General features: G+C 44.4%; 24 protein-coding genes, 1 tRNA gene and 2 pseudogenes. 15 read left to right on the top strand and 12 right to left on the bottom strand.

Features of this window, described 5'->3' with window-relative positions; all coding sequences use genetic code 11:
* Nucleotides 1-12 precede the first annotated feature (12 nt).
* The 4 genes from KTO58_RS05535 to KTO58_RS05520 form a co-directional block, all read right to left on the bottom strand.
* Nucleotides 13-387, bottom strand: coding sequence for a helix-turn-helix domain-containing protein (locus tag KTO58_RS05535; protein WP_095840347.1), 375 nt, complete (start codon nt 385-387; stop codon nt 13-15).
* An 11-nt stretch (nt 388-398) separates the two neighbouring features.
* On the bottom strand, nt 399-815 hold the full coding sequence (locus KTO58_RS05530) for a helix-turn-helix domain-containing protein (protein ID WP_095840348.1): 417 nt from the start codon (nt 813-815) through the stop codon (nt 399-401).
* Between the two features lies 1 nt (nt 816).
* Complete coding sequence (locus KTO58_RS05525; protein WP_095841697.1) at nt 817-1,230, bottom strand: helix-turn-helix domain-containing protein; 414 nt, start codon at nt 1,228-1,230, stop codon at nt 817-819.
* A gap of 309 nt (nt 1,231-1,539) precedes the next feature.
* Entirely contained in the window at nt 1,540-2,532 is a 993-nt protein-coding gene (locus tag KTO58_RS05520) for a helix-turn-helix domain-containing protein (protein WP_095840349.1), read from the bottom strand.
* A gap of 646 nt (nt 2,533-3,178) precedes the next feature.
* On the opposite strand from KTO58_RS05520, the gene KTO58_RS05515 reads away from it, so the two are divergent.
* From KTO58_RS05515 to KTO58_RS05485, 7 genes are all read left to right on the top strand, one after another.
* Nucleotides 3,179-3,421: a hypothetical protein gene (locus KTO58_RS05515; protein WP_095841698.1), complete on the top strand. Its 243-nt coding sequence runs from the start codon at nt 3,179-3,181 to the stop codon at nt 3,419-3,421.
* Between the two features lie 55 nt (nt 3,422-3,476).
* Nucleotides 3,477-3,680 (top strand): hypothetical protein, encoded by a 204-nt coding sequence (locus tag KTO58_RS05510; protein WP_157753169.1) that lies wholly within the window; start codon nt 3,477-3,479, stop codon nt 3,678-3,680.
* Nucleotides 3,681-3,691: 11 nt separating this feature from the next.
* On the top strand, nt 3,692-4,165 hold the full coding sequence (locus tag KTO58_RS05505) for a molecular chaperone DnaJ (protein ID WP_095840350.1): 474 nt from the start codon (nt 3,692-3,694) through the stop codon (nt 4,163-4,165).
* 70 nt (nt 4,166-4,235) lie between these two features.
* A complete protein-coding gene (locus tag KTO58_RS05500) occupies nt 4,236-4,670 on the top strand; it encodes a DUF6908 domain-containing protein (protein WP_095840351.1) in 435 nt (144 codons plus the stop codon).
* Between the two features lie 52 nt (nt 4,671-4,722).
* Nucleotides 4,723-5,106, top strand: coding sequence for a hypothetical protein (locus tag KTO58_RS05495; RefSeq protein WP_225860074.1), 384 nt, complete (start codon nt 4,723-4,725; stop codon nt 5,104-5,106).
* 257 nt (nt 5,107-5,363) lie between these two features.
* Complete coding sequence (locus KTO58_RS05490) at nt 5,364-5,672, top strand: J domain-containing protein (RefSeq protein ID WP_095840353.1); 309 nt, start codon at nt 5,364-5,366, stop codon at nt 5,670-5,672.
* A 105-nt stretch (nt 5,673-5,777) separates the two neighbouring features.
* Nucleotides 5,778-6,095, top strand: a complete 318-nt coding sequence (locus tag KTO58_RS05485; RefSeq protein ID WP_157753170.1) for a hypothetical protein — start codon at nt 5,778-5,780, stop codon at nt 6,093-6,095.
* Nucleotides 6,096-6,561: 466 nt separating this feature from the next.
* Here the strand turns inward: KTO58_RS05485 and KTO58_RS05480 are convergent, their stop codons facing one another.
* Nucleotides 6,562-6,837, bottom strand: a complete 276-nt coding sequence (locus tag KTO58_RS05480) for a hypothetical protein (RefSeq protein WP_095840355.1) — start codon at nt 6,835-6,837, stop codon at nt 6,562-6,564.
* A 165-nt stretch (nt 6,838-7,002) separates the two neighbouring features.
* On the opposite strand from KTO58_RS05480, the gene KTO58_RS05475 reads away from it, so the two are divergent.
* From KTO58_RS05475 to KTO58_RS28880, 6 genes and pseudogenes are all read left to right on the top strand, one after another.
* Complete coding sequence (locus KTO58_RS05475) at nt 7,003-7,890, top strand: DUF8464 domain-containing protein (protein ID WP_095840356.1); 888 nt, start codon at nt 7,003-7,005, stop codon at nt 7,888-7,890.
* A gap of 304 nt (nt 7,891-8,194) precedes the next feature.
* Complete coding sequence (locus KTO58_RS05470; protein WP_095841699.1) at nt 8,195-8,587, top strand: plasmid mobilization protein; 393 nt, start codon at nt 8,195-8,197, stop codon at nt 8,585-8,587.
* Entirely contained in the window at nt 8,572-9,822 is a 1,251-nt protein-coding gene (locus tag KTO58_RS05465) for a relaxase/mobilization nuclease domain-containing protein (protein ID WP_095840357.1), read from the top strand. Before KTO58_RS05470 ends, KTO58_RS05465 begins: the two co-directional genes overlap by 16 nt.
* 42 nt (nt 9,823-9,864) lie before the next feature.
* Nucleotides 9,865-11,853 (top strand): conjugal transfer protein MobC, encoded by a 1,989-nt coding sequence (gene mobC, locus KTO58_RS05460; RefSeq protein WP_225860073.1) that lies wholly within the window; start codon nt 9,865-9,867, stop codon nt 11,851-11,853.
* A gap of 758 nt (nt 11,854-12,611) precedes the next feature.
* Nucleotides 12,612-12,764 carry a hypothetical protein gene (locus tag KTO58_RS05455; protein ID WP_157753171.1) on the top strand — a complete coding sequence of 51 codons (153 nt, stop codon included), beginning with the start codon at nt 12,612-12,614 and terminating at the stop codon, nt 12,762-12,764.
* A gap of 131 nt (nt 12,765-12,895) precedes the next feature.
* Nucleotides 12,896-13,885, top strand: a pseudogene (locus KTO58_RS28880) (recombinase family protein); the annotation flags it as partial.
* Nucleotides 13,886-14,411: 526 nt separating this feature from the next.
* On the opposite strand, the gene KTO58_RS05445 reads toward KTO58_RS28880, so the two are convergent.
* From KTO58_RS05445 to KTO58_RS05435, 3 genes are all read right to left on the bottom strand, one after another.
* Nucleotides 14,412-14,484, bottom strand: a tRNA-Lys gene (locus KTO58_RS05445).
* Nucleotides 14,485-14,648: 164 nt separating this feature from the next.
* Complete coding sequence (locus tag KTO58_RS05440; protein WP_095840361.1) at nt 14,649-17,087, bottom strand: penicillin acylase family protein; 2,439 nt, start codon at nt 17,085-17,087, stop codon at nt 14,649-14,651.
* Between the two features lie 58 nt (nt 17,088-17,145).
* Complete coding sequence (locus KTO58_RS05435; RefSeq protein ID WP_095840362.1) at nt 17,146-18,264, bottom strand: aminotransferase class I/II-fold pyridoxal phosphate-dependent enzyme; 1,119 nt, start codon at nt 18,262-18,264, stop codon at nt 17,146-17,148.
* Nucleotides 18,265-18,325: 61 nt separating this feature from the next.
* Here KTO58_RS05435 and KTO58_RS05430 point away from each other — a divergent pair, with 61 nt between their 5' ends.
* Nucleotides 18,326-18,922, top strand: coding sequence for a MiaE family protein (locus KTO58_RS05430; RefSeq protein WP_095840363.1), 597 nt, complete (start codon nt 18,326-18,328; stop codon nt 18,920-18,922).
* Here KTO58_RS05430 and KTO58_RS05425 read toward each other — a convergent pair.
* Nucleotides 18,919-21,162: a patatin-like phospholipase family protein gene (locus tag KTO58_RS05425; protein ID WP_157753172.1), complete on the bottom strand. Its 2,244-nt coding sequence runs from the start codon at nt 21,160-21,162 to the stop codon at nt 18,919-18,921. The genes KTO58_RS05430 and KTO58_RS05425 overlap by 4 nt on opposite strands.
* A 218-nt stretch (nt 21,163-21,380) precedes the next feature.
* On the opposite strand from KTO58_RS05425, the pseudogene KTO58_RS05420 reads away from it, so the two are divergent.
* Nucleotides 21,381-22,870, top strand: a pseudogene (locus KTO58_RS05420) (MFS transporter).
* Nucleotides 22,871-22,876: 6 nt separating this feature from the next.
* Here KTO58_RS05420 and KTO58_RS05415 read toward each other — a convergent pair.
* The 3 genes from KTO58_RS05415 to rlmB are packed head-to-tail and all read right to left on the bottom strand — an operon-like array spanning nt 22,877 to nt 25,588.
* Nucleotides 22,877-23,857, bottom strand: a complete 981-nt coding sequence (locus KTO58_RS05415; RefSeq protein WP_095840366.1) for a GSCFA domain-containing protein — start codon at nt 23,855-23,857, stop codon at nt 22,877-22,879.
* A 31-nt stretch (nt 23,858-23,888) separates the two neighbouring features.
* Nucleotides 23,889-24,755 (bottom strand): hydroxymethylglutaryl-CoA lyase, encoded by an 867-nt coding sequence (locus KTO58_RS05410; RefSeq protein ID WP_225860072.1) that lies wholly within the window; start codon nt 24,753-24,755, stop codon nt 23,889-23,891.
* Nucleotides 24,756-24,781: 26 nt separating this feature from the next.
* Nucleotides 24,782-25,588, bottom strand: a complete 807-nt coding sequence (gene rlmB, locus KTO58_RS05405; RefSeq protein WP_095840367.1) for a 23S rRNA (guanosine(2251)-2'-O)-methyltransferase RlmB — start codon at nt 25,586-25,588, stop codon at nt 24,782-24,784.
* Between the last annotated feature and the right edge of the window lie 16 nt (nt 25,589-25,604).

The raw sequence follows: 25,604 nt of genomic DNA, 5'->3' as shown, positions 1-25,604 counted from the left end.
ACAAAAAATTATTTATTTTTTGCTGACCAGGGTTTCCAGTTTCTGAAGGATTTGCCGAAGTGATTGATGAATCTCTTCGTAATAGCTGTTCTCTGTATTTTGAAAATTGTTTGCTACAGTATTTACATTTACACCACAGTCTTCGTAGAAATTAACCGTATTTATTTGTATTCTCTCATCGTTAAAACCTAACAAGCCTTCGGCTGTCACCCCTAAAGCTACGGCAATGTCCTTGATTCTGCCAAGATCAATTTCTTTAGCTTGTTCAATTATACCTATATCTTGAACGGATATGTGTAAAGAATTAGCGAAGTCCTCTTCACTAATACCTCGTAACCGACGGATATCACCAATTCTTCGTCCTATATAACCTGTAACTGTTGCCATAGAGGTGACAATCATTGATCAGTCGATTTCTTATTTTTAGACTTCTCTGCTTTCATCTTCTCTCCTGCTATCAGCCGCTCATACAGTGAAATTGCCTGATTAATATCGAACGTATTCAGGTTTTCGATATTATTAGAGCAAATACCAGAAGCAGATACTCCGCTAGCGTCATAAAAGTTAATCGTATTATACAATACACGTTCTTCGTGAAAACTTTTCAATCCCTCCTCAGTAACCTGCAACGCTTCAGCAAACTTTCTTATTTTCTCATCATCCATTTTTTCAGTCTGCTCCGCCTTTGAAACAGCCTGCTTTGACATTCCAAGTAGTTCTCCAAGCTCAGTTTGTGACAATCCTCTCAGCCTGCGTACTCTTTCAATTTTACGGCCAATGTGAACAGTATTGGTAGAAAATAATGCTTTATCCATATCAAGCTAATTTATTGTTATCGTCTTTATATTTTAAAAGTTCTACTTTTTCTTTTTCGCTCGCAAGCAGTCTTTCATACAGCTCTACGATCTTTTCCACCGGATTAAATGTACCTGCCACGGAGTTGATAGAGTTATCCGAAAAGTTACAATCCCGAACATTATTAATATTATTAATTACGTTCTTTTCGTCAAATTGCTTGATCATTTCTAGGGACACACCCAATACATCCGCCACTTTCCCTAACATATCGTCATCAATATTGGGTTGCTTTTCCAAGTTTGAAATTCCTTGCTGCGATATACCTAGTTCATGGGCAAGGGTTTGCTGTTTAACATTCATATAGACCCTAATTTTTTGAATGTTCATCCCGTGATGCCTGGAACTGTAAGTCTCTGGAGAACCAGTATTCATATCATTTAATTTTATACACAATATAGTAAAAGTCAACCAAAACAAGACAAAGTCAACCATTTTTTTTAAAAATTCGGCGGAGATAGACGTTCTCATGGAATTCTGCCCTCCCGCAGTAACCGGCCATTCCTGCTTATTGGATAGATGACTAAACATAAATAATCCCCGATCGGTCATCCAAAAGGCATCTTATCCATGTACCGCTATTCCGCTGCTACTTTTTTTCAAGCTGCTGAATATTTACAAAAACGTAAAGGTACTTTTATCTATAGGCAGTAATGCAAATTCCTATGTATCAAAAAAATTGCCTTATTGACACATTCGGTGTTTCAGAACATCTCCAAAAGCATAATTCCTATCCCGCCACGCCGACAGCTTTGCCTTCTCCACTGGATAAAATGCCCTTCGTAGATTATTGTAAGTCCGAAAACCGCATAACCTGGCCACATCAGCAAGCGATAACTGAGGATCTGACAACATTATTTTTTTTGCGGCCCTAATACGTTCATAGGTTAAATATCGATAAGGGGTTATGCCAAACACCTGTCTGAATTTATATTTAAAATATGTGGTATTCATACCGGTGTGTTTTGCCCATTGGCGTAAGGTCATCGACTCAGGGAATCTTTTTTGGATCATCTCTCTGACGAAGTACAAATTTTCCACCTGGTCATGTGTAACTTTCTTTTCATGGCTCCTATTTTTCAAATGGACATTAACCACCTGTTGGACAATTTCCAATGCTATATTCTCTTTTGTAGGGTCTTGCAGCAAAAACTCCATCCCCTCCAATATGGCATAACTACCCCATACCGGCAGCTCCGAAATCCATACCGGTCTATCAGCACCTATCATAGCTGCAAATGCTTCAACAGCACGCCCCTTGCACGCTATTTGCTTAAACAAAGTAGGGGATAACTCCATATCAACCACCTCATAAATTTCATTTCCTTTCAGTTGAAGTACAACATCTGTTTTAGGAGAATATGCGAAGTGCAACTGCCCTTGCATAATCCCGATAGGTCTACCCAGTATTATATGTGCAATATGTTTTTTTAACATTAACCTAAAGCCAAGCCATCTCCTATTTCTCTTTACCCGCAATGACAGGTCTGAATAAGGCTGATAGGTGCTTCGCCAGATGGTATACTGCTTTTGTCGGGCTTCTTGGTAATAAAAAGCTCCAAAGGCATTATGTGATTGGAAAGCTTCACTTCCAGGGATATAAGGTTGGGGAAAACCCTGGTGATTGTTTGGCATAAAGCTAACTATTCCGTTCGTTTGTTCGGATAAAATAAACATACAGAGAAGGTTTAAATGATAAATGATATTCCCTACAAGTGAAATGTTGGCAAATTTCGAGGTTTAAATGGTTATTGAAGAATAAGGTTTTTTGTGTGTATATGACACCTGTATAAATTTACTAAACTCTGATCATTTAAATATCCATACCCTCAGAACAATCCTTCACATATTTATCAAGCATATCATTAAATAATAACCTTACAAATAAATAATTTATAACTATTTACATTGACAAATAATTTCAGCGTGTTGTTATTGGTTTTTAAGTGCATCACCTTACATCATCCTATTACACCTCCGTTGCGTCGCACTCTTGTACATTTTGGTCTCTACTCCCTTTTTCCATAATATAACTACCTGCCTAATAAAGCAGTTTACTACCTATATCAGTTTCCATTTATACACGATACCCATACCGACTTCATAGAGTTTTCAATGGATGTACTGTTTTAGGGGGGCAATAGAACAGCCCTGGAAAAAAATCTCCACCCTCGTTAGTTTTTATTATTACGGGCCTCGGGTAGTATTTTTTTCTGGCAGGCAGTTCGATTGCCCCCCTAAAACACTAAAACGCTTTGCGTGCGAAAAAAAAGAAAGCGGCCTACAAAACAAGCCGTCATCATTAACTAAAAAATTTTTCGCTATGCAAATTCCAAACAATTTATCAGAAATCGCAAAACTTATCCGCGAAGATTGGCAGGATGTTATTTATACCGCCAAACCATACCTGGCAGCGATGGAAACACTCAACAGTATCGACGATCATTTTTTCGAATTAAGCGCCCGTAGTATTGTACTCATTTTTCTTTCGCATGCCCAAACGTGGGAGGGAGAGACAGCCAATGCCGTTAAGCAAAAACTTACTGCATTATTACAAAACCCCTAGACACATCGCCGGAAATAGCCACCCGGAATTTTCTTTCCCTCTAAACATTTCACACATGAATACGACAACACTAAGCAGATTAATGCGCATGTCCTGGGAGATCCAACGCCGCCGACATACGAACCGTTCAAAAGCCCTACTGTCCGCATGGGTAATTCTGAAAAATGATGATATCGCCGTTGGGTATTTACATGCAAAACATAGTACACGGCACAGCAAGCCAATGGCATCCAAAAACTTTACGCTTTTTAACTTCTAAAGAAATCAGCCATGAAATACTTTAATAATTGTAAATCATTAGACGAAGTAAAAACACTTTACCGAGAACTGGCAAAAGAGCACCACCCCGATATGGGCGGAGATACCGCCACCATGCAGGAGATAAATAAAGAATATGCTTTTGCTTGTGCCTTCATTGCCAAGGGTTCGGGAATGACAGAAGAACAAATAAATCAAGAATTAAAACTATCCGAAGAATACCGCAGCCAGATTGAAAAAATCATTCACCTACCAGGTATTATCATTGAATTGGTTGGCAATTGGATATGGGTCACCGGTGACACAAAGCCGGTACACAAGGTACTTCGAGACGCAGGATACACCTTCGCCAAAAAAAAGATTGCTTGGTTCTATCGCAATGAAGCATTTAAAGTACGTAGTAACGGCGCTCCACTCGAAAAAATCCGGGCAAAATATGGCTCTCAAACCGTATACGGAAAAAACAGAAAAGCACTTGATGAGTAATAAAAATTAACGGAGTGGAATTCCCACTCCGTTTGCCCCCTCCTTTAACTACAAAGAAAAATGAATCACCATGAGAAAGCTAAATCAAGCAGCAACTAAAATATTCAGCGAAATACTTAAACGCCTTGGTAACATGGAATATATCAAGATCGAAGCAAAACAATTTATGCCGCTTACCGTCGAGTTATTAGACACCATGATCACTACTGAATCCGGCGAGGCTAAACTTATCAGCTTATGCCACTATCACCAAGAGGCCACCGTAATACAACGGGACCCCGAAATGAGATTTATAGTCATAGATGGAAGGACAGCGTCAAAGGAAATAAAGAGACTGGTTATCATCCCCCAAATGTTCCGCCAGGACAATACGGGTATCAATCAAGATAGCATAATCATTGAAAACAACGTCATCACCCGGTATTGGCCAGCCCTACAAGTCGATCATACTTTATGCGCTAACCAATGGTTAGCCAATATCCAACAACAAGGGTACTTAAAATAATAACAGCGCGGAACAATCTTCGCGCTCATTCTTTCACCTCAAATTTTCTAACATGACCTCACTTTTCAAAATGAACAACGTACAAAAAGCAAAGCTACTCTCAGAACTTTTGCCCGAAGAAATACCGGGCTATTTGGAGTTCACAAAATATCTATGTGACATCATAACCTCCGATCCGGTTGACTTTTGTAAACAATGGAAAGAAAATCCCATCATTGGCCCATACGATTGGATTTCCTATGCCACCGAAGCTAAGCGGATAATCATCTACTACGACAAGAAACTAACGCAATCATCCAAATTATTTTCCGATCAGCTTTTTGATGGTATGCTGGCACTATATACCGTTCACTGCTTAGAACAATACCCCAAACAGGAAAAAACCAGCGTAAAGTTCAAACTCGCTTGCGATCTCATTTTCTCATCTAACAACTAAATATAACACAAATGAAACCTACAATATATGTGCGGCCTCATATGGCGCTTCCCGACAACTCACAATGGGAGAATCGTTTTAATTTAAAAAGTGAATCATCCAACCGGCTTTATACTATCTCACAGAACAAAAAAAGTAGGTATTGGGGCTGTAGTTGCCCTGGATGGCGGGTACATCGGAACTGCAAACATCTTATTGCCCTTGGGCTTCCTGGTCACTGTAAACCATTTGAAGTAAACCTCATAAATCAATAAACAATGGCAAAGAAAAGCTTTCTCGATGGTTATAAAACGTACAATACAGACAGCGGTTTCGGTAGTCCTGATCAATGGCGGGAAACCTTTAAACAACGGATGAGCAAAGACGATGCTACATTAATAATCAAAGAGGTTGCACAAACCCCATATGAAATACTCGGTATTAAAACCGGAGCATCCGCCGCCGAAGTTAAAGCTGCCTTCCGCCAACTTATCCGACAATGGCATCCAGACTTAAATCAACACCGTATAACAGAAGCGGAGGCAATGAGTAAGAAGATTATTGCCGCTTACACGCTTCTTTCTTAGTACTTATTATCTGGTATGCTTTTCTTACACAAGAAAGGCATACCAGAAACCAAATCAGCCATCCCCAAGCACGCACCCATTTTTTCATCTTCAAAAAATTTTCATATGCCCATCGATAAAAAAAGTAAAGGATACGATGTATTCTGTAAAAATGCCTTTAAAGCATTCCAGCATTCGGCAAAACGGTTACCCTTCCAGGAGGCCCTTACAGCCCACCAACGACAGTACTTTATCGACGATTTTGTAGATAGGAAAGATATTATCGCCTTTCATATCTATCTAAGTGTTTTCTTCTTCATAGAAAGGAAGATTGAAGGGAAAATCAAATTTCAATTATATATTGGTCATACCCATTCGATCCACGAAGAAATACCTGATGCAGAACGAGAATTGTTTGAAGTTTTCAAAAGTGGATGGGAGTAATAAGAACATTATAGCACAATATTTCTGACCAATTCTTTAGGTAAAAAAGCCGTTTTCCAATCAGCAACATCTGAATGAATAACGGCTTTTCTGTTAACCCAGTCGAAAAGATGGAAGCTATACCTCCAAACATTGGAGACCTTCCAGGTATGGCCGTTCCCTGCGCACCCCTATGTTCAATTCATATAAGCTATTAACCGGGCATGATGCAAAATCTATAGCCTCGCTATTCAGTTGATAGTTGTTAAACTGTTTATTAAGAAATACAGTCACTTGAAACCTTAAACCTCCGCGTTGCGAGAAATATCCGTTTATCCCATAATCTTCTTAGCCCAAATCTTAAAATCCAGGCGAGCTACCACTATGCCCGTAGGTACAAGCGTAGTTGTATAAGGGTAGTCTTGTATATGCAATCCCATTTGCAAAGCTTTACTCCATGTTAGCACATTAGTTTCCATGCTTCCCCTCATTTCTGCGTTAACAAAGAAATTTTTTCATTTAATTCTGTCAAACCCGCTTTCTTTAACAGCTCTTCCGCCAACCCTTTTATAGATTCAACGGTTGTCACGTCCATGCTCGCAAGCAAAACATCTTCACGGCTCGTTAAGCCTACCTCAATTACTTTCGCCAATAGCAAAATTAATCTCCTGGGTTGTACCAGGCTGACTTTTACCGTATCGCCCATTCCAGGAGAGGCGAGTAATGTCTCAAAAATCACAGCTATATCTTTTGCACTTAACATACTCACTTGTTTTTTATTAACAATATTCTTTCACTGTAAAATTATTATCAGCGATCACCAATCGACACATTTACCTACTTCCTTCTTTGCACTAGTATGACTTCAGATGTGAGACATATTTACTTTTGTATTGAAAATTGCTTTGTGTATTGAAAAATGTGAGTTATGACTATTGAGCAAGCAAAAAACATAGATATGGTTGACTACCTAGCCAGATTGGGTCATCAGCCGACAAAAATTTCCGAGCCTCATTACTGGTATTTATCCCCGCTACGACCAGACGAAAGGACACCCTCTTTCAAGATAAATAGAACAATCAATAAATGGAAAGACTGGGGAAGTGGCAACAGTGGCAATATCATTGATTTTGGCATCCAATACCATCAATGTACTGTTAAAGAATTCTTGCAAAAACTGGATGCAAACACACTGACGGCCAGGCCAACCGTGCCACACTTAGCATCACCTGTCGACGGTGAAATAAGGATCATTCAAGTTAAACCTATCACATCTATCCCACTGATTCATTATGTACGTCAACGAGGAATCCCGATTGATATCGCTGAACGTTATCTGAAGGAAATAAATTACCAACTCAAAGGGAAAAATTACTTCGCGTTAGGGTTCAAAAATGACGCTGGCGGATATGAGCTGCGCAACAAGTATATCAAGGCCAGCAGCGCCCCTAAAATGTCTACATTTATCGACAATAAAGCTAAGCAATTAGGCGTATTTGAAGGCTTCTTCAACTTCCTCACTCATCGTGCAATGCACAAGGATGAACCGAAGAATACGACCAACTACCTAATCCTAAACTCACTCTCTTTCTTCGATAGAAATATACCCAGAATGTCAGCGCATGATCGCGTTCTTCTGTACCTGGACAATGATAAATCAGGAGATAAATATACTAAGCTGGCATTAACAACCGACTGCCAAAAATTCAGTGACGAACGAAAACTATACTTCCCCTACCAAGACCTCAACGATTGGATACTCAATATAGGCGGACACCAAAAGCAACAACACCAACGCCAACACCGAAGCCCTTAATATCCACAGGCAGCTTCACCTCCCTACCATGCAGGGCTTCGGGCCATCCCCATAATACGCTATTGGCGTATCCATCATTGAAAACGATTGGCTCACCATACCAGCATATACCAGTATCGCATCCAGTACTGGAAACGATTTTTTCACAATGTAAAAATCTGAGATCAAGTGCTACGCTATGATCGGCCAGATGTACGGTTGTGGCACAAGCCTACAACCGAATCTGGCCGGCCACCTCCGAAGTCGGGGCCGGAAACCGCCACAGGCGGCAAAAAACGATTTTAAACCATTTAAAATTCTCCAAATGAAAAGACAAAAGATCAATCGTGACAAGCATCTCCACGTCCGGCTTACACCGGAAGAACACCAAAAGCTATTTAAGCAGTTCACCAGCTCGTCCAGCCAAAAATTTAGTGAACATATCCGCAAAATTCTACTGGACAAGCCTATCAAAATGTATCACAGAAACCAGTCACTCGATGACTTAATGACAGTCCTAATCCTGCTAAAAGATGAACTCAATGCCATCGCCAATAATTACAACCAGGTCGTAAAAAGGCTTCACATGCTAAACGACAAATCCGATCTGGCTGGCTGGCTATCACTCAATGAAGCAGGTCGCAAAGCCCTGCACGAAAAAGTCAATGAGATAAAAGAAAAAATCTCCCAAATCAGTGAAAAATGGTTGCAAGAATAAATGCCAGCAAGTCTTTACGGAATGCGTTGCATTACAATGAAAACAAGGTACGACAGTCTGCCGCTACACTTATCCATTCCAAAAATTTTGCTAAGGATACAGATCAGTTAAATATCAATGACAAATTAGGAACGCTGCAACGTTTAGCAGCAATGAATGAACGTACAAAAGTCAATAGTGTTCATATATCCCTCAACTTCGATCCATCTGAAAAACTCGATGATAATACTCTTCAGCGGATCGCCGAATCTTATATGCAGAAAATTGGGTTTGGTGAGCAGCCCTACCTCGTTTATAAACATGAAGATGCAAGTCATCCGCATATCCATATCGTAACCACAAATATCAAGAGAAACGGGAAAAGAATAGCATTGCATAATATCGGAAAAAATCAATCCGAAAAGGCTCGAAAGCAGATAGAAAACGACTTCAATCTAATACGTGCAGATTCCAAACAAAGGCAACAAGTTTATAGTATAAAACCTGTTAATGCTGAAAAACTTCTTTATGGGAAAAGTGCTGCATCCGGTACAAAACGGGCTATCTCAAATGTGCTTGATGTAGTACTGCCAAAGTATAAATACACTTCCTTACCTGAGTTGAATGCTGTTCTTCGGCAATACAATATCACCGCAGACCAGGGCAGCAAAGAATCCCGTATTTACAAAGCTGGTGGCTTGGTATATCGTGTACTCAATGAAAAGGGCGAAAAGGTCGGTGTACCGATTCCCGCAAGTCACATCTATAACAAACCCACCTTAAAATCTTTAGAGAAAAATTTCCAGAAAAATCAGGTCGCCCGGCGTCCACATATGCAGCGTGTACGAAATTCCGTAGACTATGTTCTTGCCACAAAAGGGCGTATCACTTTGTCCGAGTTACAAAACCATCTACAGAAAGATCACATCGCTCTAGTAATACGTCAAAATGCCCAGGGCATCATCTACGGACTTACCTATGTTGACCACAAGACACAGTCTGTTTTCAACGGCTCTGATTTAGGAAAACAGTATAGCGCCAACCAGTTGCAGGAACGCATCAAGCAATCACCTTTCATCCGTCAGATCACGCCTCAGATTACGCCCAAAAACAATACTCCAACAAACAAAGAAACGGCACTTCCAGATTCCCTCAAAGGAGCTATTGATCTGGCTTTCGAGGTCGAAAAAGAAACCTCTCCATTAGCGGAATTTGACGAAAGAAAGAAAAAGAAACGTAAAAGATTATTCCATTAAAACTCGAACTGTAATAATTCTATTCATTTCAAACTGTGTGTTATGACAATGAGGACTGGTGAAAACGAAATGGGGCTGAAAAAGATTATAGACCTCACAAGAATGATTGCAATTGTAATACTGCTGATCCACTGTTATTATAATTGCTACTATGCTTTCAAATTAATGGGATGGACGAGTAATATATCCGACCAGATCTTAAAAAACATTTTCAAAACCGGACTACTCACCGGGTACTTTAAATCCAAAATTATTTCGTTGGTCTTTCTTCTCATTTCCCTTCTCGGAGTGCGTGGAAGAAAGGATGAAAAATCAGACGCACGCGCAGGCGCTGCACTTCTATTCTCCGGCCTAATAATTTACTTTTTGAGCGGCTTACTTCTATTAATAGATGGGTTACCCCCACTTGCTGCTGCAACTGCGTACATTCTTCTCAATGCCGTTTCCTTCATCTTTCTCATTACAGGCGGGAGTATTATAGGCAGGTCTATAAAAAAAAGATTAGGCAGTGACATTTTCAATAAGGTGAATGAAACCTTTCCGCAGCAGGAAAAAATACTAGAAAATGAGTTTTCTATAAACCTTCCTGCATATTACTATTATAAAAACCAACGCCGTGATTCAAATCTCTCTTTTGTTTCTCCCGCTCGTGGCCTGCTTTGTGTTGCATCCCCAGGAGCCGGGAAATCCAGATACCTCATAGAACCCGCCATTCGGCAACTGCTGGCTAAAAATCATACAATGGTGCTGTATGATTTTAAGTTCCCTGATTTAAGCATCATCGCATACAATCACTTTTTAAAGAATCGAAACAGCTATAAGAACAAACCATCATTCTATGTCATAAATTTTGACGATTTATCCCATAGTCACCGGTGCAATCCTCTGTATCCGGAAATGATGCACGATATTTCCGATGCAGTAGAAGCTGCGCGAATTTTAATGCTCGGCACCAACCCCTCGTGGTTAAAAAAACAGGGCGATTTTTTCGTAGAAAGTGCCATCAACTTTACAATTTCCATCATTTGGTTCTTAAGAAAATACGAAGACGGAAGGTATTGCACGCTGCCTCATGTCATAGAACTAATGCAGGTAAAGATGGACAAACTTTTTACCGTATTACAAACGGAGTCTGAAATCTCTGCCTACATCTCACCATTCGTTTCAGCATTCATAGAAAATACGATGGAGCAACTTGAAGGACAGGTGGATGCTGCAAAGATTGGGTTAGCGCGTCTTTCCTCTCCGACAATTTATTATCTGCTTAGTGGTAATCACTTCACTCTCGACATCAATAACCCAGATTCTCCCAAGATCCTGTGCCTCGCTAACAATCCTCAAAAGCAACAGGTTTTTGGGCCGCTTCTTAGCCTTTTCATGACCCGTATCAGTAAGGCAATGAATCAACCAGGAAAAGTAAAATCAGCCGTTGTATTAGACGAATTTCCAACCTTAACATTCCTGGAACTTTCCACACAAATAGCCAGTGCCAGGAGCCATCTAATTTCTACTATTCTCGCAATGCAGTCGGAACATCAGATGCGATTATCGTATGGTAAAGAATGGGCCGATGTGGTACTCAATATCTGTGGGAACATCATGATTGGGCAGACAAGCGGAGAACTTGCCAAACAGGTATCGGAACGCTTAGGAAAAACCATGCAGGATCGAGAAAGTATCTCAATAAATAGCGGTGACACCTCAATCTCGCACAGTAAGCAGTTGGAAATGGCCGTACCGGTAAGTACTATCTCAAACCTTTCTTCAGGGGAATTCGTCGGTATAACCGCTGATACCCCAGAGCAACCAATTGAATTAAAGAGGTTCCACGCCCATATCAAAGTCAACAACGAACAGCTTCGAATTGAAAAGAATTCCTATTTGCCTATTCCATTGGTTAAAGAAGTCACCCGCAAGGACATAATGGACAACTTCGAAATTATTAAGCAGGACGTACAAGATATTATAGAGTCAGTATTACAATCAGTTTTAAATGACCCTTCCCAAGAGGGGCTGATCATAAAAAAATGATTCGCCGTAAACGATTATAGAGCTGTCGATATATCCGTTTCCATTTCATTGACATTGATAGGCAATAAATGCAAATTGTAAATACTCTCTCACTATTTGTAAAAATCAATATCAAGCTGGTAAAAGTCAATAGCTTTATTTCATTTGCTTTTTTCCGAATGATTTAATTTTCTATCACAATGATAAAACAATGTTCATACTCCCACAATTAGTACCAAACTGGATATTTGCAAATATGTCCATTACAAGGCTAAAGTTTCGACTGAAATATTTGGAATCCCGTATTGAGTATCTTTCTGAAGATATAGTCAGTCTTAATGTAATCAAGCACAAGAATCTATTTCAAATAATACATATGCACATATACATTTATCAAATAGGGTGCTTATTTAGTCTATATGAACACCTCTATAATTTATGGCTGGCAAAGGTGATGAAAATCCGTCTTGCTGATCCCCCAGGTATAAAAATCCTATTTGATTACAGTATCGTAAAGGACATAAAAAGTAATTTAATTTCGCGGAAATTGGCCATTTACTTCCTTATAGTGCTTGCAATTCTTTAAACATACAATACTGTTTTTTTAAAATCTTCGAAATTTATAAAAATTGTAGCACATTGATACATCTTGCCTTTGCTCCCACTTTCATTGTGCTTATACGTGCATCTCCGAAGTATAAATGGAAACACTATCGTTTTGTAAATTTGTATTAACCCACATAGCACTTGGATTTGTGAATTTTGAAAACGTGTGTGTTATGGAACAGAAAATGAAGCCAGAGACGGCAATGAAACTATTAAAGGAGCAGGGTATTACAGTATCCTTTGAAGAAGCAGTTGCGATCCTAGAAATTATCTACAAGTTCGCCGAGATTACAATCACTGAAATATTAAGCCAGGAAGAACACTAATATATATAGGGCCGCATACGGCACGATAACCGGGTTGATCACTCCTTTTTATAATACGGAATGACAAATAATTTCCATCATTTTACAGCCCTTTTCTACTCTTATGAAAAGGTATTCAGAACTATTTTTTTATGCAAATAGCAGATTTATATATTAGAGTTAGCACGGATGACCAGCGAGATAAAGGCTTCTCACAACGAAATCAAGAGGAGGTTTTGCGTAAATATTGTGATCGTAACTTTATTCAAATTAGGCAAGTTATATTCGAGGATCACAGTGCAAAAACCTTTAACCGACCACAATGGAATAAACTGTTAATTGACTGGCGAAAGAAAAAGCACCAGGTCAACCTTCTTCTTTTTACGAAATGGGACAGATTTAGCAGAAATGCCGGGGATGCATATAATATGATTAGTATCATACGCAAACTTGGTTTGGAGCCACAAGCGATTGAACAACCGCTGGACATGACCGTACCGGAAAGTAAAATCATGTTAGCGGTATATTTAGCCGTTCCCGAAGCGGAAAATGATCGCCGCGCCTTGAATGTGTTCTATGGAATGCGACGCGCTAGAAAAGAAGGTCGATGGATGGGAACAGCCCCGATTGGGTTTCAAAATAAAACTGACGAATCAGGAAAGGTTAAATATATATGCCCGTTCACACCAGAGGCCGATATTATGAAATGGGTTTTTGAAGAAATAGCAGCCTGTAGATTCAATACAGAACAGATCCTCAATATGGCCCGTAAAAGGGGCTTGAAGTGTAGTAAGAATAATTTTTGGGTTGCAATCCGTAATCCTGTTTATTGCGGCAAAATTCATGTTCCCAAGTATCGGGATGAGGAAAGCATATTTGTTCAAGGGAAACACGAAGCCATCATCTCTTCAACCCTCTTTTATCAAGTACAGGAAATTCTTGATGGACGACGTAAAAAACAACGTACAAAGCTAGTGGTAGACACCAAACTGCCACTACGCGGTTTTCTCATCTGCCCGCGTTGTGGTAGGGTATTGACTGGCAGTGCATCGAAAGGGAAATACCGGTATTATCATTACTACCACTGTATAACATCATGTGGATGTCGATTTCCTGCTGAAAAAGCAAACCAGCTTTTTTCAAATGAACTTCGCAAGTTTGTGCCACAATCACCCTTCACAAGTATTTTTAAACCGGCCCTTGAATACTACTTTAAAGCTCATGCCAAAAGTACCAATGATGAACATAATAGCCTCCTTGCTCAAATCGATGCTTATACCGACTTGATAAGAGAGGCCCGGAAATGTCTATTTCAGCAAAAAATCACTGACCAGGACTATAGACAAAGCAAAGAAGAATACGAAAAAGCAATTACAAAGCTAGAAGATCGTCTCTCTGAGATTCCCAAGAAGGACTATAACATTGAAGGAATTCTCGAAACAGGCATGAGAAACCTTTCACAACTTGATATTTTGTATGAAACTGGAGGAATTGATACGCAGCGAAAAATCATAAGTTCGATATATCCCGAAAAACTAGAATTTACGGGTGACGCATATCGAACTCCGAGAGTAAATTTTGCCGTTCAGCTAATATACAGCATGGACAAGGCTTTAACGGAAAAAGAAAATGGGACAAGTCTATCAATTTTAGACTTGTCCCATGAGGTGATCCCGCTGGGACTCGAACCCAGGACCCATACATTAAAAGTGTATTGCTCTACCAACTGAGCTACGGAATCGTTTCGTTTTTTACACCCTTTCTTTTTCGTTGGGAGTGCAAAGATAGAAATTATTTATTTCCAGCCAAATATTATTTGATTGTTTTTCAATCTTTTTTAAAAAATATCCTGTTTGCTTTCTGCAAACAGTCAGCAAACAGGATATCAAATACAGTACCAGTCAACTACTTGGCAGTCTCTGGTGTAAACATCATCTTATACTTTATTCCCGCGTCATCTTTATGATCGCGATCAAAAATGTGCAACAGGTAATAGTTCCCTCCTACCCAATCACTCACAGCATTATCATAATAAGGGCTACCAGGATTACCGCTTTGCCCTCCGGGATAGATACCATAAGCCGTTACTTTCTCTCCCATCTCTACCACCATACGCCAGGAAGGACCGTGTGTCTGCTTCGTAGCATTGACGATCTGCGCTCCACCGCCCGTGTTAAGATGCATACGGCTGAACGCCGGCAATGATCGTGTCAGATGACGGATATCCGTACCACGGAACTTACCCCATGCCAACACACCGGCCTTATCCAGACTGTCCGCCTTCACGGCGATCTTAGCAAAGCTGGCATGCATCAGCTGCGCCAACGTCTCCTTTTCCGGCGTCTCTTTATTATCTACAAAATGCATCCCAGGATCACGTAACAACCAGAGCAAGGTAGTCTTCGACTGCGGATATTTCAGCGTCGCACTGTCGGCAGTCGTCATATCATCTTTCCAAATACCCTGCTCCAGATCCAGCCAGAATTCGGAGAACAAGGTAGCTCCCTTACTATCCGGCGCATTGTGCAGATCCCATTGAGACAACACCTGCCAGTATTTTTTCTCTACCTCTTTTAGCCCGGTTGTATCCAGTTGCCTTCTTATCAATGGCATCGCCGTCTGTGCAAATAGGTTCATGTTATCTGTCTGCAAAGCCATCATATCCTGTGGCGTGATCTGGCTCATCGCCATCAGCTGATCATTGATACGTTTACCACGATAAAGATCATAGTCACCAAACAATCTATATGGATAAGTACTGTCAGTAGGATGCTGGTTGGCAGAACTTTCAAAACCTCTCGCCGGATTTTTACTGTGTGGATTCTCCGCCTGCGGTATATATCCCTGCCAGGCATAGGTGCTGTCGCTGCCCGGCATGATCCACTTGCCCTGGTCTTTCCAACGCAACGGGTATTGTCCGTTATGCCAGATACCTATATCGCCGGACTTCGACGCAAATACAAAGTTCTGCGCCGGACAGGTATAATGCTGCAATGCCGCCAGGTAATCATCATAATTACGGGCGTGATTCAACTTGTAAAAAGTGATCAACTCATTGGAAGGATCATGTGCCTTCCATCTCATCGCCAGGTAAGAGGCTTTCGTCGTCTTATCCGGAAACGTATTGTCAAACATCACAGGCCCCCACACCGTATAAGCAACAGTATCCCGTACCGTATTACCTCCCCGTACCTTGATCGTCTCCACACGCTGTACTGCATCCCTGTATTGCCCGTTGAACAAATACTGCTTCTTCTGCCCATCCCGGAATTCCATCCGGTAATAGTCCTTCACATCTTCCATCCCATTGGTAGCTCCCCAGGCGATAGCATCGTTAAAACCGATGATCACTCCCGGCGCACCAGGAATAGATACCCCATACACATTCATCTTGGGTGTAATGATCTGCACCTCGTACCATAAAGACGGCAGACTTAACCCCAGGTGTGGGTCACTGCAAAGGATAGGCGCACCACTACGCGTCTTGCTGCCGCCTACCGCCCAGTTATTACTACCATTGTCCGGATCGGGTTTGTCTTCACGAAACTTCATCATCACTTCCGACTGACGTAACACTGTATCAGGTGGCGCAACTGCCTTACGGGAAGCAGCGGCATATGATGTACCCTTAGGAATAATAGGATCTAACGTATCCGTAAAATCAGGATATAAAAGGTCAAAATCTTTCTTGGAAAAATAACGACGCGCGTTGGTATACTCAAGGTCATTCGCACTACCCGACAGATCATACGACATCATCTTCAGCAACAATCCCGTCTTCACCGCATTCCACTCCTCCGGACGATAATCCAGCAATTTATATTCCAATGGCAGGTTAGCATAGCTCAGCGTATGTACATAGGCGTTAATACCAGCCGTATAGGCCTTGATCACTTCCCGCGTAATAGGGTCTTTCTCCATCTCCCCGGCAGCCTGCTCCGCAGCATATCCCATCCCCATACGGCGCTGCGTACGGTCATATTCTACAAACTTAGGTCCCAGTATTTCCGACAATCGGCCACCAGCTGCCAGTATCTGCAGCTCCATCTGCCATAACCTGTCTTTCGCATGCAGGTAGCCTTGTATAAAGTATGCGTCGTTTTCATTGTCAGCGAAGATATGAGGTACCATGCGGTCATCCAGCCATACTTCCCCTTTGCCCTTTAATCCAGGTAAGGAAAGCGCTGCATTGTCTTCCGATCCAATAGGTTCTGCATTCTGCCAGAATCCATGCTGTGGACTCAACAAGCGGCCAAGCGGTGGAAGAGCGCCTATCTTGTGATCCAGGGCAACAATCAATGTCAGCGTAATCGCTGTGCAAATACCAAAATAGATATATTTCATAGTATCGTTAGCTAGATAGCTAATATAACTAAAATAGCTGACCGGCGAGCACTACCCGTTAAACACTTGCCTGTAATTGCCCGATCAACTGGGACAACTCCGCCTCCGTATTATAACTATGCAATACAATACGCAAACGCTCCTGCCCCTTAGGCACCGTCGGATGCAAGATAGCTCTCACATCCAGTCCCGCCGCCTGCAATCGCGCCGCCAACTGACGGGTATGACTGTTGCCAGGACTCAACACAATCTGTATAGGCGTATCCGTATTCAACGTCTGCAACGCCGCCGTACCTGTCTTGAACTGCACTATCAGCTGATCCAACCGCTCCCTCGCTTCCTGCATATATGGAAACAAACTATAGCTGGCCATAATAGCCGCTATCGCCACTGGCGGCAACGCCGTCGTATAAATAAAGGACCTGGAAAAATTGATCAGGTAATCCCGCAATGTCGCACTCCCCAACACTACCGCACCGTGACATCCCACGGCCTTGCCAAAAGTATACACCCGCGCAAAACATTGCTCCTGCAATCCCAGTTGCTGTACCAGCCCTTCTCCCCGCACCCCGCAGATACCTGTTGCATGCGCCTCATCCACAATCAGATGAGCACCCATCTCCCCGCACACCGCCGCTATCTCTGCCAATGGCGCCTTATCCCCATCCATAGAATAAACAGATTCCACCGCCACAAATACATGACCAGTAGCACGCCCCAGCTTCTTACGCAGATCAGCAGGGTCATTATGCTGAAAAGAAAAAGATTGCGCATACGACAACCGCATACCATCCCGTATCGAAGCGTGTATCAGCTGGTCATACAAAATAGTATCCCCTTTCTGCGGCACCGCAGAAAATAATCCCAGGTTGGCATCATACCCCGAATTATACAGTAACCCCGCAGGCGCGGCATGAAAAGCCGCCAGCATCACCTCCGCCTCCTCTATCCAGCCATAGTTGCCCGCCAGTAACCGCGACCCCGTACTCCCCTGCAGATGCGGACGCTCCTGCAACAAACCGTGCACCGCCTCCTGCATCGCCGCACTACGCGCCATACCCAGGTAATCATTAGAACAAAAGTCCACCATACCCACCACCGGCAGACGCAACGTACGGAAAGCCTCCTGCTCACGACGGCCATCCAGTCTCAACTGTAGAAAATTTGCTGATTGCATTTGCCAAAGCTACTATCTTCTGCATAAATTTGTACCATCGTACATCTTAGATCATAGCTGAATGAAAGTATCCATCCTCGGTCTTAAACTTCCTTCCGATCCACGCTGGGTCAACCTGGCAGCCATATCCCTCGAAGATATCCTGACCGATCACGCCTTCTGCGAACAAAAAGCCGCTACCTCCTGCATCTCCCTGATACAACGGTATCCGGAAAAAGAAAGACTCGTAGCAGAACTCGCACCTATCGTTACAGAAGAATGGGGACATTTCCGGCAAGTACTGGCCGAAATGAAAAAGAGAGGAATGAAATTAGGCAAACAAAGAAAAGACCTGTACGTCAACGAACTGATGCTACGCCAACGCAAAGGTGGTGACCCCGATAAAGAACAGCTCCTGGACAAACTGCTCATCTTCGCCCTCATAGAAGCACGTAGCTGCGAACGCTTCCGCCTCCTCAGCGAAGGCCTCGAAGATCCATATCTGCAGGAATTCTATCGCAAATTCATGATATCAGAAGCCGGCCACTACCGCCTATTCATCGACCTCGCCAACGAATACCTCCCCGAAGACCAGGTGCGCGAACGCTGGCAGGAATGGCTCAAAATAGAAGCCGATATACTCAAACAAATGGAAGTAAGAGGCGACAGGATGCACTAAAAATTAAAGCCAATGTTCACCTGGCCCTTCAAGCGCCCCGTCTGATCACTATACATCATCGTAGCCTCGATCGGGCCCAAACGACTGGAGAACCCCACCGTCATTCCATAACCACTCAGGTAATTGTATGCAGATCGCACACTGCCAGTAAAGTCATACAATGCCGCACCGGCACGGGGTATCGCGAAAATATTCTTCAACACCTCATACTGGTAACTCAATTGGATAGTCGCCGCACTCGATGTGATCACCTCCCCCTCGTATATACCGATCAGCGGTAGCTGATTACGGGCCACCCTACGTATACCTCCCAACAGGAAATCATTGGTGTATTGCTGGTTATAGTTGAAATTGACACCACCGCCCCCCTGCAACTGAAAAGCCCCCCTCCGCCCCATCGGGATATGATACTGCAATCGCAGCAACGCCCGCTGGTACTCATTGAACTTAAAACCCCGCTCCTCCGCAGGCACAGACACCCCCTCCTCCTTAAACCGGAAAGAAGGATGCTGCTGGTATACCCATCCCGCCTCAAAATCCAGGTCCATACCATGACGAGGATAGACCTTACGATCCAGCGAATTCACCCCATAAAACACATAAGAGTTGAACTGCGTAATGTTCCCGTTCAATTCCTTATCCGGCGACAATCGCGGCTTCAGATTGATATACTCCCAGCGCGAACCCAATCCCATCGCCATCGTACTGTTAAAAGTAAACTGCATATGCATGTCCACATTCAGGTACTTGGTCCGGTATTGCTCCCTGGCCTGAAACACACTGTCATAGATCGCCTGCCCGTTATTTTCATAATAAGCACCGATACCAAAGCCAAAGTTCCGCTTCCGTCCCAGGTACTTGAAATACTGCGCACGCAACCGCGGGTTCTCACTGATAGCAATCGTGACAAACGACCGCGAATTCGGTACGATAAAGTTCCGCTGCGTAATATTGATGATCGCACTCGCATTGGTGAAAGTGTTATAGTTCAACGCTATCTTCACATAACTGAGCGGATTCTCTATCACCGTAATATCCATACGACTCTTACCATCTCCCTCCGGCACCAGCTCATAAGTGATCAGGTTGTAAAATCGCGTACCATATACATTCAGAATACCTTCCTGTATCTGCCCCGAGCTGTAACATCCCCCCGCCTGCAACCGTAACCTGCCCCGGAAGAACCGCTCGTCAGAATGCACCAGCCCCGAAACATGAATGGAAGATATCTCCACATCCGGCGTAAAAGGTACCTTACGTGGTACCGGCTCCGACGAGGTATACAACGCCTTCAGCGAATCCGCCAGGTGTTTGAATACCGGGTACATCTCCCGCCCTTTCTTCTTACCCAGCTCCAGCAAAGAATCCACACTGCCAAAACTGGCAGCAGAAAACCGCTCCAGGTCATCATGCGCAATATAGATATCAGTCGCCTTACGCGCATCCTTGAAGTCTACCGCATCTTTGTAAAATCCCAGCTGATACAATATATCTAACGGCGTCACCAGCTGGTCCGCCTTACGAAGCCCACCACTCACATTCGAACCGATCACAATATCCGCTCCCATCTCCTTCGCCGTCACCACCGGAAAATTACGCACCACCCCACCGTCTACCAGCTTCTTTTCTCCTATCTTGACCGCCGTAAATACCGACGGTATCGCCATACTGGCCCGCATACTAGCCACGATCTCCCCCTTATCCAACGTCACAACATCCCCTGTCGCCACATCCGTCGCAATACATTTAAAAGGAATATTGAATTTGGAAAAATCTTTTACATCCCGTACCGGCCATGCCAGCCTGGCCAGCTCCAGCCACAACCGCTCCCCAGATATAACCCCCGAAGTCAGCTTGGGTTTGCCATACTCAAATGGGATCTCTATAATATAACTGTTATACTCACTCTTTTCTTCATAGGATATGTCCGTCAACGCTGGCTGATTGGAAAACAAACTGTTCCAGTCCAATCGCCTCGCCTCCCGCTCTATATCCTTCCCCGAATACCCGATCGCATACAACGCCCCCACAATACTCCCCATACTCGTCCCTGTCACATAATCGATCTTCAACCCCGCACTGTCGATCGCCTGTAAGATACCTATATGCGACAATCCCTTCGCCCCTCCGCCACTTAGCGTAAGACCTACCTTCGGACGACGGTCCTGCTGCGCCATCAACAGATGATGAAAACTGAAAATGCCGATCAACAAACAGATTACTCCCTTTCCTATTCGCATAGTTACTGTCCTTAAACTTGCTGGCATATTTGCACAGCGGGATATTATACTCCGGTAAACAAAGGTCCACCACTATTCCACTATCTATTAAAGATAAAGGATTTCATCGGATTCACTGCCCCATGAAATAGGACGCTTTTTAACAGATATACCCCTACGGATAGATAAATAACCAACTTTTTTTTATAGCTTTTGTCCCACATCTCATAATACTCCCTATGAATAGTAGTAACGCCGTAAAAAATATCTGGCAGGTGATCCTCGCCTCCTCCGCAGGCACCCTCATCGAATGGTATGACTTCTATATTTTTGGCAGCCTCTCCGCCATTATATCAGAAAAATTCTTCCCTCCCAGCAATCCCGAGCTGGCATACATCGCCACCCTCGCCACCTTTGCGGTAGGTTTTATCGTCCGCCCGTTCGGCGCCATCGTCTTCGGCAGACTGGGCGACATGACCGGCCGTAAATATACCTTCCTCCTCACCCTCCTCCTCATGGGTGGAGCCACCTTTGCCATCGGCCTCGTCCCCTCCTATAAATCCATCGGCATCCTGGCTCCCATCCTCGTACTCGCCCTCCGCCTCCTGCAAGGCCTCGCCCTGGGCGGCGAATACGGCGGCGCCGCCACCTACGTTGCCGAACATGCCCCCGCCCATCAACGGGGATACTACACCAGCTTCATCCAAACCACCGCCACACTAGGCCTGTTCGTCTCCCTCGGCGTCATACTCACCACCCGCACCGTCATGTCCCCAGAAACATTCGATAGCTGGGGCTGGCGCGTCCCCTTCTGGATTTCCGTCATCCTCGTCATCATGTCCTACTACATACGTACCCGCCTGCACGAATCCCCCTCTTTACCCAACTCAAAGCCAGCGGACAAACATCTAAAAACCCTATCAAAGAAAGCTTCGGCAAAAAAGAAAACCTCCGCCTCGTACTCATCGCCCTCTTCGGCGCCGCCATGGGCCAGGGCGTAGTATGGTACACCGGCCAGTTCTATGCCCTCTCCTTCCTCCAGAAAACCATGCAACTCGAATTCGTTCAGTCAAATATCATCATCGCCGTCGCACTCGTACTCGCTACCCCCTTCTTCATCCTGTTCGGCAAACTGTCCGATAAAATAGGCCGCAAAAAAATACTCATGACCGGCATGCTCATCGCCGCCCTCGCCTACTACCCCATCTACCAGGCCATGGATGCCACCGTACAACTCGATCGCAAACAGGAACTCAAACAACAGTTCCGCATCGAAAACCAACTGTCCCGCGACAAAGAAGGCAAAACCATCACCAAAACCACCCGCATACACACCTACGACGATGGCACCCTCCTCAGAGAACAAGTCATCAAACACGAAGACCCCTCCGCCAAAGAAGATCTCAAAAAGGAAATACTCCTCAGCAACTCCCACATCGCCTGGCTCATCGCACTGGTATTCATACAGGTCATCTTTGTCACCATGGTATACGGCCCCATCGCCGCATTCCTGGTAGAACTATTCCCCACTCGTATCCGGTATACCTCCATGTCCCTGCCCTATCATATAGGCAATGGCGTATTCGGCGGACTACTGCCCACCATATCCACCATACTGGTTACCCGCACCGGCAACCACCTCGCAGGACTTATCTACCCCATCGCCATCGCCGTACTTTGCTTCGCGATCGGTATGCTATATATAAAAGAGGAAAAACAGGCCGTCTGAAGGATCTCAGCTGCCTTGCTCAAAATATCGGATGTCTTCCGCTAAAGACAGATAGGGATACTGCTGCTGCAATGCCTTGGCCGTCACAGCATATCGTTGCAGGAACTTACGGTGCGCCGCACTCTCCGCATGGAAAGGACGGTGCTGCCTCGCCCGGTTGATCTCCGCAATACGCCCCAGCAACTCCTGGCTCTCCGGTGTAAGGAAATGACGCGTGAACTGCTCCCATACATACTGGATAGCCGTATCATTCGGATGTACCAGGTCGTCCTTAAAAAACCGATAGTCCCGCAGATCATCCAGTACCAGCTCGTATGCCGGGAAATAATATAAATGATCGAACTTATTCACCATATGATGCACCGCCTGTATCAGCACCGCCTTACTCATATTGTTCTCTACCACCCCATCCCGCACATAACGCACCGGACTAATGGTAAAAAGTATCTTCACCCGCCTGTTGCGGAACCACAACCGGTGTATCGCATTATCCAACGCAGAGATCACCTCGTCCGGCGTCAGCAGCTTCTTGTAAAAAGCACCGGCAGGCACCTTATGACAGTTGCCGACCAACTTACCATTATCCCGCAGCTGATAGGCAAATGCCGACCCCAGCGTGATCACCACCCACTCCAGCTGGTCTATACGCTCGCAGGCGGCCGCCTGTGCCGCATTGATCGAAGCCAGCGCCTGCGCAGCGTCCGGCGAAGAAAAACGGCTGTGATGATCCCAGCTATGCCACAGACCGTCCTGCTCAAACAGGTCAGCCTCCGTATACACCTTACCATCCAGGTAAGCATGCAACGCCTGGGTAATACTGACCGGGTTATATAAAATACCGTGAGGATTAAGCTGGGTATTAAACTGATGCGCCTGCAACAAGCGGCCTATCTCCTCCGTAAAGCAGGAGCCCATCAGCAACAAAGGGTCTTCATAACGTATAGCCGCATCCGGCGGCGTAACAGGAAAGGTCAAACGAAACTGCATATCCTTAAATAGAAATAGAAAATACACACACTCAATGTGCAAAAAGACGATCGGCGATCCGCTGCGCTTCCAGCAATGCCGCCTCATCCAACACCGGCAACTCACCACGCTGCCGGCAGAAATCAAGTAAATGCTCCGTAGCAATATTACCTACCAGCTCATCCTTTGCCATCGGACACCCACCTATCCCCTTCATCGCACTGTCAAACCGGCGACATCCATGCGCATAAGCCGCAGCAATCTTCTCCTCCCAGTTATGCGGCGCCGAATGAAAATGCGCCCCAAAACTCACCTGCGGATAAGCAGGTACCAACGCAGAAAACAATGCCGATATAATACCAGGCTCCGCCACCCCTACCGTATCCGCCAGCGAAATCACCGGAATATCCATCCCCGCCAGCTTATCCACCCACTGCATCACAATATCCGGACTGTAAGGGTCCTCGTAAGGATTACCAAACCCCATGGAAATATATACCACCAGCTGCCGCCGGTTCTTAATACACAACTCCTGCATACTATCCACCTGCTCCAGCGACTCCGCAATCGTTTTGTTCGTATTACGCAACTGGAACGTCTCCGATACCGAAAACGGGAAACCCAGGTAACTGATCTCGTCAAAAACAAGCGCTTCCTCCGCTCCCCGTAGATTCGCTACTATAGCCAGCAACTTCGTATCCACACCGTCCAGCTCCAGGTCCGGAATCAGCTTCGCCGTATCCGCCATCTGAGGAATCGCCTTCGGCGAGACAAAACTGCCAAAATCCAATGTATCAAATCCTACCCGCAATAACGCATTCAGATACGCCGTCTTCTCCGCCGTACCTATAGGGGTAGACCACCCCTGTATCGCATCTCTCGGACATTCTACCAGTTTGATGGCTGCTTTCGTTTCCATGGGATTATTATTGTTTCAGCTATTGATCATAACCTTTGCTTCATCGCCTCATATAGAATGATGCCTGCAGCTACGGATACGTTAAATGATTCAAAGTTGTTCTGCAAAGGAATGGCAAACTGTACATCCGATGCCTTCAGCAAAGCCGGATATACCCCCTTGTCCTCCGACCCCATAATGATAGCCGCAGGCTCCTTCCAGTTGCATTCATACACCTGCTGCCCCGCTTCCATCTCACTGGCATATACCGATATACCGTTCAGGTGTAAAGTATCCACCGCCTTCAGCAAACTGTTCACCCGGCACACCATCACCTTCTCCAACGCACCGGCAGATGATTTCATCGCCTCCTCATTCAATGCCGCTATACCCTTATCCGGTATAATGATCGCCTGCGCACCACAACATACCGCACTTCGGGCGATCGCACCTATATTACGTACATCCGTAATACCATCCAATATCAGGAACAATGGCACCTGCCCCTGCTCCGTTACATGCGAGATCACATCCTGCAAATCCAGGTAATTTACCTGTCCCACCAACGCAATACATCCCTGGTGATTCGCATTCGATAAACTATTCAGCTTCTCTACCGGTACCAGGTTGATCGGCACCTGCTTCTCCATAGCCACCTGCCGGATCTGTGGGATAATATCCCCGCTGGCCGTGCGCAGCATAAAAATTCGCTCTATTGCCTTACCCGCATTCAGCGCTTCCAGGATCGGTTGACGACCAATAATAAGCGAAGATGCCTTCGGCTTCGGTGCAGCCGGACGCCTTGCCCCGCCGGTACCGCCACGCTGAAAAGATTTAAACTTACGTTGTTCCATTGCTGCAAAGAACGGT

This window comes from Chitinophaga pendula (genome assembly GCF_020386615.1).
Lineage (GTDB): Bacteria > Bacteroidota > Bacteroidia > Chitinophagales > Chitinophagaceae > Chitinophaga > Chitinophaga pendula.
The sequence above is the reverse complement of the archived record's forward strand: the minus strand, read 5'-3'. Positions and strand labels throughout refer to the sequence as shown.